The sequence below is a fragment of the Thalassospira sp. HF15 genome, from assembly GCF_011806525.1.
GTDB lineage: Bacteria > Pseudomonadota > Alphaproteobacteria > Rhodospirillales > Thalassospiraceae > Thalassospira.
Genome location: NZ_JAAVKI010000009.1, coordinates 101,088 through 113,542 on the forward strand (window position 1 = coordinate 101,088; position 12,455 = coordinate 113,542).

Here is a 12,455-nt window from a genome sequence, read left to right on the forward strand (position 1 = left end):
GTCAGATGATAATCTGATGACCATTACGCCGCCCATCCCCGATTGCGGTCAGGGTACCGTCACCCTGGCTGACCTTCGCTGCATGCACCCCGCCAAAGAACATGTCCTCGCAATCCCAGCGCTGCTGATTGTCAAGGCTTAGGCCATCAAGCAAAGCACCGTCAAATCCCGGCTCGACCGACAAAAGATCATCTTCGACATGCATGCGCGGTGCCGAAATCGCCCCGTGCAAGGTCATGTCAAACGCATCGATATTCAGCAATACCTGCAGCATCGTTGACCGAATGCGGTTTGACCCGCCCGAGCCAAGTGCAACCGACGCCCCGTCTTGGCCAAGATAAAGGGCCGGTGTCATCATTGATGTCATTCGAACGCGGCATGGCCAGTTGTGGAACCCATCGGGCGACAGATCGGCCTCACCGAGCATATTGTTCATCATGATCCCGGTTCCCGGCACAACCCGACCCGACGTCGATCCGTTAGAAATGGTCGCCGCGGCAAGATTTCCCTGTGCATCCACAACCGAGATATGCGTGGTTCCCTGCTGACTAAGCGGGCGTTCTCCGATCATTGAGCGATAGCGTTCACAAAGCTCATCACCAAGAATTATTGGGCTTGCGCCATGCTCCCCACGTGCCAGACCCGTGGCATGAATGATCCGCGAAATTGCTTCCAGATGGCGTTCAGAACCAAAGGCCCCCAGAGCCATCTCGCGCGCAAGCTTAAGGCCAAACCCAACCAGAACCCCGCCCGACGCTGGCGGCGCGTTCAAGACAAACCGGCCCTTGCGCCCCGATACCAACAACGGATCGCGCACCAAAACGCGATAGGCGACCAGATCCTGCGCTGTCAGATACCCGCCATGTTCGGTGCATGCGCTTACAAGTGCCTTACCGATATCACCTTGGTAAAATCCCTCTGCCCCGCTCTCGACCAGATAATCAATGCTGTCAGCCAGATCGGGCTGTCGGTGCAAAACACCGGCATCAAGCAACTCGAAACTGTTTGGATCGGTTTTGCCTGCTTTGCCATAGACCTGACGGCTATCCGGGGAAAAGCTCAGAAGCGGTTCAACAATGCCCATGACATAGCGCTGAAACGCATCAAGCTTGACGCCAGTGCGCGCGGCTTCAATGGCAGGTTCCGCCAATTGCGTCATCGGTAACTTTGCAAGATCGTCATGAACGGCAAAAAGACCGGCGACCACGCCCGGTGTTGCCGCCGCCCCATACCCACCATGAAATTCCTGGGTTACGCCCCCGGCAAAGGTTGCAAGGCGGCTTTCAAATTCAAGATTTTCACGTGATCGTTTTTCAAGCGGCGTTTCAACAAAGAAATCATAAAGCCGTGGCGTTTGCCCGGCAGGCCGCGCCATAACAAAACCGCCCCCGCCGAGCGACGCCAAGACCGGCTCCGCCACACAGGCCGCCCACATGGCAGCAATCACCGCATCAAAGGCATTGCCACCAGCTTCCAGCACACGGGCCGCCGCATCTGCGGTAACGGCATGTCCTGCGGCAACGGCCCCGTGGGTTTTCATGGCTTGCTTTCCCGTTAGTTACTTATCAATTGCTGGCGTTTGCGGTTTTTTGGGCCTCTTCCATCGGCGGGACCAGCAATTGGGCATCGACGCGCGCCGCGCCAACATTGACCCGCCAATCCAGATGCGGCCCGGTTGCACGACCTGATTCACCAATTTTACCGATCAGATCGCCTTGGTTGACCACGTCACCAACTTTCACATCAATCTCCGACAGATGCAAAAAGGCCGATACCACGCCAAGCCCATGATCGATAAATAGGGTCGCGCCGGAAAAATACATATCGGGATGGGCCAGCGTCACAATGCCATCCGCCGGGGCCACCACCGGACTTCCGGTCGGAAGCGCGATATCAACGCCCCAATGCGGTGCACGCGGTTCACCATTCAAGATACGCTGTGATCCGTAAACCCCGCTGATCGGGCCAACCGCCGGCCAGATAAAACCGTTCTGCAGGAAATTCTCGGTAAACCGTTCGGTACGTGCTTCGCGGGCCTGGCGGGAATCATCCTGAATGCGGCTGATGACCTCCGGATCCGGGTTGACCATCTTGGGTGCCAGACCATCAATGCGCTGAATGTTAAATTCACGATCCCCGATCTCGTAGCTGAACGCCTCGACACTGCCATCGGCATGACGGATGCTGACGCGTGCCGGGCCTTCGTAATCACGCGGGAACCCCAGAACAAACCGGCCATCAGGTGCAATTGTGTCAATTGCCTCATCATCCAGAAGGACTTTCGATCCGGCATCTGTCTGCCCGAACACAATCCCACCCTGAACAAATTCGCCCTGATAAGTTGGCTCTGCTGCCTGAACGGACAGACTAGCCGCCAAAAGGCCCGCTGCGGCCAGCATGCCAGAAATGGTCATACGCATTACAGAAGGCTCCCTTGTCTGTCATCGTCTTTAGGGCTTGGATTTTTCTTCTTCGCCGGTTTTGGTTTGGTGGATTTTTCGGGCGCGGGTGCGGCAGCGCTTCCTGCGTTAATCTTAGCGTCATTATCCCTGCCCTGCACCGGCTTTGATGTCGCAACACCCTCACCCGCGGTGACCGGTGTAATGCCATCACCCATTTCAAGGTCATAAGTCTCGCCGGTGACAAGGTCGGTTGATTTGCCAACAAGATTGCCTCCGCGATCGCGCACCACGGCAAAGCCGCGTTTCAGCACATTGCGATAAGAATAGCTTTCCAGAAGCCGGTCATAGCGTGCCAGTCCCTCGGCCTCGCGCGTCAGGATATTGCCCATAGCGGCCTGAAGGCGCGTGCCAAGATCAATGATTTGCTTGTCGGTGCGCGCGATATCGCGTTTTGCGTCACTGGGCCGTAATCCGGCTACCGCACGATCAAGTCGCGATTGCTGCATCTGAAGGGCGGATTTCATCGCCCCATCCAGACGAAGGGCGGCGTTTTCGAGACGGCCACGCTTTTCCGAAAGCTGTTCACGCGGACTAACCAGCCTTGCGCTGGCCTCGTTCAGGCGTGCACGCGCCTGTTGCGTCACATTGACGGCGGCACGCGGCAAGCGATCCGCCCAGTTATCAAGGGTCTGGCTGCGTTCCTCAAGCATACGTTTGGGATCGCCCAAGCCACGGGCCAGGCTTTCAAGGGCGGTTTTCTTTTCAACGCCTAGGCGCCGCACGGCCTGTGCCAGACGAAGACCATCTTCCTCAACCTGACCAATCAGCTCACCGCGCACCGGCACGGCCTTTTCCGCCGCCCCGGTCGGGGTCGGCGCACGCAGGTCAGAAACAAAATCAATCAGCGTGGTATCGGTTTCATGACCGACCGCCGAAATCACCGGAATGTCAGAATCGGCCACCGCACGGGCGACAACTTCTTCGTTGAACGCCCATAAATCTTCAAGCGACCCGCCACCGCGCGCCACGATCAAAACATCCGGGCGCGGGATCTGGCCATAGGGCAAAAGATCATTAAAACCGCGCACGGCCTCAGCGACCTGTTCTGCCGCCCCCTGTCCCTGCACAAGGACAGGCCAAAGCAAGACGCGGCGCGGAAAACGATCACGCAGGCGATGCATGATATCGCGGATCACGGCCCCGGTGGGCGATGTGACAATGCCGATGACATCGGGCAGGAACGGGATGGGTTTCTTGCGTTCGGGCTCAAACAGACCCTCAGCAGCAAGTTTCTTTTTGCGTTCTTCCAGAAGCTTTAAAAGCGCGCCTTCACCCGCAACTTCCATCGTCTCAATGACGATCTGGTACTTTGATCGGCCCGGGAATGTCGTCAGGCGCCCGGTGACGATAACTTCCATGCCGTCCTCGGGCACAAGGCCAAGCTTGCCCGCCTGCCCGCGCCAGCAAACGCCATCGAGCACCGCCTTGTCATCCTTGAGCGCTAGGTACATATGCCCACTGGCGGCACGCTTGAACCCGGAAATCTCACCACGCACCCGTACAAAGGAAAAGGCATCCTCGACCGTGCGTTTGAGCGCATTTGAAAGGTCGGAAACCGAAAATTCCGGCGTATTGCCAGATTTTGCAGGCGTTTCAGGAACCGGGGCGTAGGGGTCGAACAAATCTTGCGTCATCAAGGGTACTTTATGCTAAAAGCCCGCGTAATAATTTTGCGGGGTGGCAATTGGATCTAGCCTAGTTCATCGCGCATGGACCATCAAGCAATCGGACAAGTCGAAGGATAAAGTCATGAAGGTTCTGGTCGTTGGCGGCGGCGGACGTGAACACGCATTGTGCTGGGCAATTGCGCGCAGCCCGCGCATCTCCAAACTTTGGTGCGCCCCGGGCAATGCCGGCATTGCAGATTCGGCAGAGTGCGTGGCGATTTCCGATAGCGACATTGATGGTCTGGTGAAATTCGCCAAGGACAACGCAGTTGATCTGGTCGTTGTCGGCCCCGAAGCGCCGCTGGTTGCGGGCCTTGTCGATGCACTGGACGCAGAAGGCATCAAATCCTTTGGCTGTTCCAAGGCAGCCGCCCAACTTGAAGGCTCCAAGGGCTTCATGAAGGACATGGTCGCAAAGTTCGGGGTTCCGACCGCGGCCTATGGCCGTTTCACCGACCCCAAAGACGCCAAGGCTTTTGTTGAAAAGCAGGGCGCACCGATTGTGGTCAAGACCGATGGTCTGGCGGCGGGTAAGGGTGTCACCATTTGTATGACAAATGACGAAGCCTTTGCCGCCATTGACGAATGCATGGTGGGCGGCAAGTTTGGCGATGCCGGTGCAGAAATCGTCATCGAGGAATTCCTAAAAGGTGAGGAAGCCTCATTTTTTGCCGTGTGTGATGGCGAAAACGTCATCCCGCTGGTCGCAGCCCAGGATCACAAGGCCGTTGGTGAAGGCGATACCGGCCCCAATACGGGCGGCATGGGTGCCTATTCCCCGGCCCCGGTCTTTACCGATGCGGTCGAAGCCAAGGTCATGGATCAAATCATTATCCCGACCGTCAAGGGCATGGCCAATGAAGGCCATCCGTTCAAGGGTGTGCTGTTTGCAGGGCTTATGATTGATGAGGCGGGCAATCCGAAACTGATCGAATACAACATTCGTTTTGGCGACCCGGAATGTCAGGTCCTGATGACACGCCTGAAATCAGATGTGCTTGATATCCTTGATGGTGCTGCCAGTGGCACGCTTAATACCGTCAAACCCGAGTGGCATGATGAAACCGCCATGGTGGTTGTCATGGCCGCCAAGGGGTATCCGGGGTCCTATGAAAAAGGCACCGAAATCAAAAACGTCCCGGCGGCAGACACCATGGACAAGGTCAAGGTCCTGCATGCTGGCACCAAAATGGATGGCGACAAACTGGTTGCGACCGGTGGCCGCGTTCTTGGTGTGACCGCACGCGGTGCGACGGTTACCGAAACCCAGAAACGCGCCTATGAGGCAGTTGATGCCATTGACTGGGAAGGTGGTTTCTGCCGCCGCGATATCGGCTGGCGCGCGGTTGCCCGCGAACAGAACTAACCTGAAAAACCACCAAATTTAAAAGGCCGGGTTACGCAACCCGGCCTTTTTCGGCTTAAACTTCCATCTGGTTGCGCACCCGATATCGTATGTGACAGCGACCGTCATGTTGGGTTTCTATGTCGGCTTCAACCCCAAATACGTCGCGCAAATTCTGTTGTGTCAGAATTTCAGACGGGGTTCCGACTGCGATCAGTTTGCCACCATCCATCATCGCGATCCGGTCACAAAACAGCGCCGCGTGGTTCAGATCGTGCAAGGCCGCAACGACAGTAACCGGCAAGACGTGCACCAGCTCCAAAAGCCCAAGCTGATGCTGAATATCCAGATGGTTGGTCGGCTCATCCAGCAACAGGTAATCGGGTTGCTGAGCCAAAGCACGCGCGATATGAACCCGTTGTTTTTCCCCGCCAGATAATGTGTGCCAGATACGATCAGCCATATTGCCCATGCCAACACTTTCAAGCGCGCTGGCGACAATATCATCATCAATTTCTGACCAGGGCGACAGCAGACTGAGATAGGGTGTCCGTCCAAGCGACACCGCCTCGTGCACGGTGATGCGGTCGCTGGTATCGGCCTGCTGTTCGACAAAGCCGATCCGGCGCGCCAGATTGCGACGCCCGACCTTGCGCATCGCTTGGTCACCCAGCAACGCCATGCCATCGCTTGGCGGACGAATACCCCCCAACACCGACATCATACTGGTTTTGCCTGATCCGTTCGGACCGATCACGCCCAAAAACTCGCCCGGCTCGACGCGCAGCGACACATCACGCACGATCTTTTTGAAACCGACCGACCAGCTGATATTGCGCAGCTCCAACGTCACCGCAATATCCTTCCGTGACAAAGAATAAGCGCAAAGGCAGGTGCCCCGACGAGTGCCGTAATCACCCCAATCGGCAAAACCTGACCGGGGACAATCACCCGCGAAATCACATCCGCCCCGACAAGGAAAAGCGCGCCAATCAATGCGGACAATGGCAATAAAAGTCCGTGCCGATTGCCAACAAAGAAGCGCGCCGCATGCGGAATAACCAGCCCGACAAATCCTATGGAACCCACAATACTGACCATCACCGCCGTCATCAGGGCGGACACCCCAATCAGGATCACATAAACGCGCCGCACCGGCACGCCAAGCGATGCGGCCGAATCCCGACCGAACGTAAAGGCATCAAGTGCACGCGCATGCCAAAGACATACCAGCAACCCAATGATCGCCATCGGCAAGGCTTGTGTGGCATCGGGCCACCGCACACCGCTTAGATTGCCCAGAAGCCAAAACATGATCCCACGGGCTTCCTCGGCACTGGCGGATTTGGTGACGATAAAAGATGTCAGGGCATTAAAAAGCTGCGCACCGGCAATGCCCGCCAGAATGATCGCCCCGGTGCCCCGCCCGGCCTGCAATGCCAACAAGGAGACAAAGGCAAAAGCCACGACAGAGCCAATAAAAGCCCCAACCGACAGGCCAAACATCCCGGCCCCGACACCCAGAATGGCGACACTGACCGCCCCGGTCGATGCCCCGGCAGAAATACCGAGCAAATAGGGATCGGCAAGCGCATTGCGCAAAAGTGCCTGCAATACCGCACCAGACAAAGCAAGTGCCGCCCCGCAGGACGCCGCAACCACCGCCCGGCTGAGGCGGTAATTCCAGACAATACCAGCATCAATCGGATCAACATCATATCCGGCACCCCAGACATGATTGGCGATGGTGTCCATCACCGTCTGGATGGGGATGGCCGTTTCACCAACCGACGCGGCAAAGGCCAACGATAAACCCAGCAGCACCAGCGCAGCAAAAGCGGCACTGGTGCGACGTCCTGGTGCAGATGAAAGCACTGCGATCAATTGGTTTGGCTCTTGCGCAGATCGACAACCGCCTTGGCGACCATTTCAATGCCATCAATCGTGCGGATGGTCGGGTTCATCGACATCGCATCAATCACCACGATCCGGTCATTGCGAACCGCATCCATCTGGCTGGTCACGGGATCGGATTTCAGGAATTTCATTTTCAGTTGCCAGTCATCAGCCGGGAAACGGCGACGTTCCATTTTCCCGATGGCGATAATGTCCGGGTTGGCACGCGCGATGGTTTCCCAACCGACTTTCGGCCATTCATCGTCGCTTTCGATGACGTTTCTGACATTGAGGATATTGGCGATATAGCCCGGCGCACCTTTTTGCCCGGCAACGAACGGATCAACATCGATCTCCGCACTTGAGAACCAGAAAAGGGCGCTGATGCCGCTGCCATCAACGGTTTCGACACTTTCGCGGGCGGCCTGTTCGCGGGCGCGCAGATCTGCAACAAGCTTTTCACCGCGATCTTCAACATCAAAGATCAACGCCATTTCGCTAATCGTCTGATAGATCAGATCCATCGAAAACGCATCAAGCCGCGTGCCATCGCCGCCGGTGGTGTTATCCTTGCCCACACAATCGGCAGGTGCTGTGTAAACCGGGATGGAAAGTTCGTTGAACTGCTTGACCGTGCCAACGGCACCATTCGGGCCGACATGCCACTGATACTGGTTGGTCACGAGGTCCGGCTTCTGACCCACAACGCTTTCAAAACTTGGATCATTATCGGCAAGGCGTTTCACCTTGGCATTGGCTTCGCGGTATTCCTCTGCCACCGGATTGAACCACACGGCGGTTCCGACAACCTTGTCTGCCAGCCCCAGGCGATAAAGGATTTCGGTATTGCTTTGACCCAGCGAAACCACCCGTTCAGGTGCCTTTTCAAACGTCACACTGCGCCCGCAGTTTTCAATGGTAAGCGGATATTCAGTTGCTTGCGCACCTGTTGCTGTAAATACCAGTCCAGCAGCAAACACCCCGACTGCCAAACCCTGTCTATTAATCGTAAGCACGTTATTGTCCTTTCATGGAGAAGCCCATTGAAGGCAAAGCCTTGAATGAGGCACTCTCCTGTAAATGTTATGTTATAACATAACATTAAAGTTACTACGGTCAAGGGACTGGCTAACGTGCTGAAAAATGGCGGGATCTGTCATGCCCAGAAGACGGATTGATTGATATTCAATCGGTCCGCAAAGATGACATTTACCGACATCCTCCGGGGCACCCCGCCCGGTCCGTCGTCTTCGTGTCGGCAGGTCTCCTGGCTTACGGGTCAACGCATTTTCCCTGGCCTTCCCGGGTTTTATCCCAGTGGCATTGGTCAGAAAAATGCTCTCCGCCTACAGTTGCGGGGGCAGCTTCGGTTAATGAGCCAATATCAGGCCCATCTCGAATTCCCTTTATCCGAATATCGGATACCGACACGTCACGGTTAGATCAAAGCCAAAACACGGTCAAGAAAATTGCCGGACCACCAGTGGTATTAACACCACAGCTCCATGCATAAAAGGCAATCGACGCGACCTTGAATTTGCCATGTTTCATCCCGATTACCTCCACACTGCCGGGTATGCTTTCCCGACAACTCAAACCACTGGAATGTAATAAACATGACGACTTCTGTTGAACGCAGACGCTTTTTGAAATCCATCGCGGCAGCCGGTCTTGTCCTGCCGGGAATGTCGATCTATCAGCATGCTTTGGCAGATGTCCCGGGCCTTGATCTTGGCGACCCACAGCGCTTTGATTTTGCCGATCTGATTACACGCGCCAAATCCATGGCCGCATCGGCCTATGAGCCCCCCGTTGCACCAAATCCGGAAATTGTCGGCAAGATTGATTACGACACGCACGGCAAGCTGCATTACAAACGCGACCATTCGCCGTTTTCCGACGGGTCGGGCACCTATCCGCTGACCTTCTTCCATCTGGGTATGTATTTCGCCAAACCGGTGCATATGTATCTTCTGGACAAAGGGCAGGCGCGCGAAGTGATCTACAAGCCTGATTACTTTGACATGCCCGAAGACAGCATTGCCCGCCAACTGCCCGCCAATAGCGGCTTTGCCGGTTTCCGCCTGCATGAAAATCAGGCGCGCGATGACTGGAAAACCCAGGACTGGGCAGCATTCCTTGGCGCTTCTTACTTCCGTGCGATTGGCGATGAAGGCCAATATGGCCTGTCTGCGCGCGGCATTGCGGTCAATACGGCAACCTCAGCCCCCGAAGAATTCCCCGATTTCCGTCAGTTCTTTATCGAACCGGCAAAAAACCCCGAAGACCCGGTGACGGTCTATGCCCTGCTGGATGGGCCGAGCATCACGGGTGCTTATAAATTCCTGCTTTATCGCGGCGAAGGGGTGACGATGGATGTTGAAAAGCATCTGTTTGTCCGCAAGGACATCGAACGTCTTGGCATCGCGCCGCTGACCAGCATGTTCTGGTATTCCGAACAGAACAAATCGTTCCGCTTTGACTGGCGACCGGAAGTTCATGACAGTGACGGGCTTGAACTTTGGACCGGCGGGGGTGAGCGAATCTGGCGACAGCTGAACAACCCCGAAACCATCCGCGCATCCGCATTTGGCGATCATAACCCGCGTGGCTTTGGCCTGATGCAGCGTGATCGGGATGTGAAAAACTATCTGGATGGCGTGCGCTATCACCGTCGCCCCAGCCTGTGGGTCGAACCGCAAGGCGACTGGAATGAAGGTGCGGTGCAGTTGATCGAAATCCCGACCGACGATGAAATCCACGATAACATTGCCGCCTTCTGGGTCCCGAATGGCGACGCCAAAGCCGGCAATTCCTATCAGTTCAAATACCGCCTGTATTGGCAGGCCCATAACCCGTTCCCGGTCAAGGAACTGGCAACCGCAACCGCCACCCGCATGGGTCGCGGCGGGGAGCCCGGCACCAACCGCCCCAAGGATGAAATCAAGTTTTCGGTTGAGTTCGAAGGCGAGGTTCTTGGGACGCTCGAATACGGCGAATTCCCCGAAATCGTCGTTTCAACTTCGCGCGGGGAAATCACCCGCACCAAGATCGAACCGATCATGGATACCCGCATCTGGCGCGCAGCCTTTGACCTGAAAGCTGCTGGCACAGATCCGGTTGATTTGCGGATGTATCTGAAACGCGGCTATGCGCCGCTGAGTGAAACCTGGATGTTCCAGCATCTGCCAGCACTCGGTAACCAGCATCAGGGGTAACCGGTTAATGCGGTGCCATGTCGGCAGAACCGCTGGCCCCACCCAGCCCCAGGATCGCCATGACATCGCGTATCGGCGGCGCCCCGAACATGCGGGCATATTCACGACTGAACTGTGACGCGCTTTCATACCCGACCGCATAGGCGGCAGAGGCGGCATCCTTCATTTCGGCGAGCATGATCTGACGCGCCGTGGTCAGGCGGAGACGCTTTTGATACTGAAGCGGGCTCATGGCCGTAACCTGCTTGAAGTGATGATGGAAGGAAGACGGGCTCATATTGGCGTGCGTTGCCAGCTCTTCCACCTTCAACGGCTTGTCGAAATTGTCCTTGATCAGTTGAAGCGTAGCCGAGATCCGCTGCATGTTGCTGCCGCCGATTGCAAGGCTTGCGATCACGGCCCCCTTGCCTGTACACAACAAGCGATAATGCACTTCGCGCATCAAAAGCGGCAGCATAACCGGCACGTCACCCGGTCGCTCAAGCAGCTCGACCACCCGCAAGACAGCATCAGTCAGGCTTTCTGTTGTTTTCTCGACAAACAGTCCGCGCGCACTTTCGCCGTCACCGCCAATCTTGATATCCATACTGGCAACAAGTTCGCCAAGGATCTCTGCGTCCAGATCAAGAGACAGGCTGCGATAAGGCGCGTCATCGCTGGCCAGCGTTACATGCCCGACAATCGGCAAATCGACCGACGCGGCCAACAATTGACCCGGCTCATAGCGATAGACTTCCTGACCGAGTGTAACTTCCTTGCTTCCCGAGATAATCAGGCACAGGCAAGGCTTGTAGATCGTCGGCACCTTAAGGGTCGGGCTTGTGGAGCGGAACATCCATACCGGCTCGACCGCCGTCCGCACAGCACCATCTGCCTCGCAGTATTTGTCAATCAGATTGCAAAGCTTTTGATAGCTATCCATTACAAAACCCTTTGTTTCCCTGATGTGGACTATACACACCTGCGCGCCTTGACAAAGCACTCAATGCCGCATTTGGAGGATCAGGCAATCCAATTCGAGTTCTGTGTATTCATCAGCGGGGACTTTATCGACACAGTAAGCGCCATGACACAAACGCAAAGGAGCATGTCATGTCGAACCCGATCAACCATGTCGAAAACAAGACCGTCATCATCACCGGTGCAAGCAGCGGCATTGGCGAAGCCACCGCCCGCCTTCTGGCATCACGCGGTGCCAAGGTGGTGCTTGGTGCCCGCCGCACGGAACGCCTTGACCAGATTGCGACCGAAATCGAAGCTGCCGGCGGCAGCGCAATGGCCCGTTCAGTGGATGTCACCAGCGCCGATAGTGTCGAGGCACTGGTTTACAACGCAAAGAACCTTTATGGCCGTGTCGATGCGATTTTCAACAATGCCGGCGTGATGCCGCTTGCCCCGATGTCGGCACTGAAAACCGACGAATGGGACAACATGGTCAACGTCAATATTCGCGGGGTTCTGAACGGTATTGCGGCTGTCCTGCCGCTGTTTGAACAACAGGGGGGTGGTCATGTGATCAATACCGCGTCCATTGCCGCACACAACGTATATTCGAGCGGTGCCGTCTATTGTGGAACCAAATACGCGGTCTGGGCGATTTCCGAAGGCCTGCGTCAGGAAAGCACCAATGTCCGTGTCACCACCATTTCGCCGGGCGTGGTCGAAACCGAACTGGGCCATGACATTACCGATCCGGCCAGTAAAGAGCTTCTGACCCAATTCCGCCAGATCGCGCTTACCCCGGATGCCATTGCGCGGGCTGTGCTTTATGCCCTTAATCAGCCAGCGGATGTTGACGTCAACGAAGTCATTGTGCGTCCGACAGCATCGGCGTTCTGATGCAACTCAACCTTCGGGCTTACGCCTG

10 protein-coding genes and 1 riboswitch are annotated in these 12,455 nt (G+C 56.2%); of the genes, 3 read left to right on the forward strand and 7 right to left on the reverse strand.

All coding sequences use genetic code 11. The features are described 5' to 3' along the window. Position 1: 1 nt before the first annotated feature. The 3 genes from HED22_RS18615 to xseA are packed head-to-tail and all read right to left on the reverse strand — an operon-like array spanning position 2 to position 4,096. Positions 2–1,540, reverse strand: a complete 1,539-nt coding sequence (locus tag HED22_RS18615; protein ID WP_167725090.1) for a gamma-glutamyltransferase family protein — start codon at positions 1,538–1,540, stop codon at positions 2–4. Between the two features lie 25 nt (positions 1,541–1,565). Next, a complete protein-coding gene (locus HED22_RS18620; RefSeq protein ID WP_167725092.1) occupies positions 1,566–2,420 on the reverse strand; it encodes a M23 family metallopeptidase in 855 nt (284 codons plus the stop codon). Further along, positions 2,420–4,096, reverse strand: coding sequence for an exodeoxyribonuclease VII large subunit (xseA, locus tag HED22_RS18625; protein WP_167725094.1), 1,677 nt, complete (start codon positions 4,094–4,096; stop codon positions 2,420–2,422). The genes HED22_RS18620 and xseA overlap by 1 nt, the downstream gene beginning before the upstream one ends. A gap of 115 nt (positions 4,097–4,211) precedes the next feature. Between xseA and purD the strand changes: the two genes are divergently transcribed. Continuing rightward, positions 4,212–5,495 carry a phosphoribosylamine--glycine ligase gene (gene purD / locus HED22_RS18630; protein WP_167725096.1) on the forward strand — a complete coding sequence of 428 codons (1,284 nt, stop codon included), beginning with the start codon at positions 4,212–4,214 and terminating at the stop codon, positions 5,493–5,495. Between the two features lie 55 nt (positions 5,496–5,550). Here the strand turns inward: purD and HED22_RS18635 are convergent, their stop codons facing one another. The 3 genes from HED22_RS18635 to HED22_RS18645 are packed head-to-tail and all read right to left on the reverse strand — an operon-like array spanning position 5,551 to position 8,386. Beyond that, on the reverse strand, positions 5,551–6,327 hold the full coding sequence (locus HED22_RS18635) for an ABC transporter ATP-binding protein (protein ID WP_167725098.1): 777 nt from the start codon (positions 6,325–6,327) through the stop codon (positions 5,551–5,553). Beyond that, a complete protein-coding gene (locus HED22_RS18640; RefSeq protein WP_175581318.1) occupies positions 6,324–7,358 on the reverse strand; it encodes an iron ABC transporter permease in 1,035 nt (344 codons plus the stop codon). Before HED22_RS18640 ends, HED22_RS18635 begins: the two co-directional genes overlap by 4 nt. Then, the gene (locus tag HED22_RS18645) at positions 7,355–8,386 is read right to left on the reverse strand and encodes an ABC transporter substrate-binding protein (RefSeq protein ID WP_167725100.1); all 1,032 of its coding nucleotides are present in this window, start codon (positions 8,384–8,386) and stop codon (positions 7,355–7,357) included. Before HED22_RS18645 ends, HED22_RS18640 begins: the two co-directional genes overlap by 4 nt. A gap of 223 nt (positions 8,387–8,609) precedes the next feature. Further along, a riboswitch (cobalamin riboswitch) is annotated at positions 8,610–8,814 on the reverse strand. A 172-nt stretch (positions 8,815–8,986) separates the two neighbouring features. Between HED22_RS18645 and HED22_RS18650 the strand changes: the two genes are divergently transcribed. After that, positions 8,987–10,588, forward strand: a complete 1,602-nt coding sequence (locus HED22_RS18650; RefSeq protein ID WP_167725102.1) for a glucan biosynthesis protein — start codon at positions 8,987–8,989, stop codon at positions 10,586–10,588. A 4-nt stretch (positions 10,589–10,592) separates the two neighbouring features. On the opposite strand, the gene HED22_RS18655 is transcribed toward HED22_RS18650, so the two are convergent. Then, positions 10,593–11,510 carry an AraC family transcriptional regulator gene (locus HED22_RS18655; RefSeq protein ID WP_167725104.1) on the reverse strand — a complete coding sequence of 306 codons (918 nt, stop codon included), beginning with the start codon at positions 11,508–11,510 and terminating at the stop codon, positions 10,593–10,595. A gap of 182 nt (positions 11,511–11,692) precedes the next feature. On the opposite strand from HED22_RS18655, the gene HED22_RS18660 reads away from it, so the two are divergent. Then, the gene (locus tag HED22_RS18660; RefSeq protein WP_167725172.1) at positions 11,693–12,427 is read left to right on the forward strand and encodes an SDR family oxidoreductase; all 735 of its coding nucleotides are present in this window, start codon (positions 11,693–11,695) and stop codon (positions 12,425–12,427) included. The last annotated feature ends 28 nt before the right edge of the window (positions 12,428–12,455 follow it).

Coding starts and splice junctions, on each gene's coding strand:
- HED22_RS18615 (WP_167725090.1), bottom strand. CDS start 1,540: ATGAAAACCCACGGGGCCGTTGCCGCAGGACATGCCGTTACCGCAGAT.
- HED22_RS18620 (WP_167725092.1), bottom strand. CDS start 2,420: ATGCGTATGACCATTTCTGGCATGCTGGCCGCAGCGGGCCTTTTGGCG.
- xseA (WP_167725094.1), bottom strand. CDS start 4,096: ATGACGCAAGATTTGTTCGACCCCTACGCCCCGGTTCCTGAAACGCCT.
- purD (WP_167725096.1), top strand. CDS start 4,212: ATGAAGGTTCTGGTCGTTGGCGGCGGCGGACGTGAACACGCATTGTGC.
- HED22_RS18650 (WP_167725102.1), top strand. CDS start 8,987: ATGACGACTTCTGTTGAACGCAGACGCTTTTTGAAATCCATCGCGGCA.
- HED22_RS18655 (WP_167725104.1), bottom strand. CDS start 11,510: ATGGATAGCTATCAAAAGCTTTGCAATCTGATTGACAAATACTGCGAG.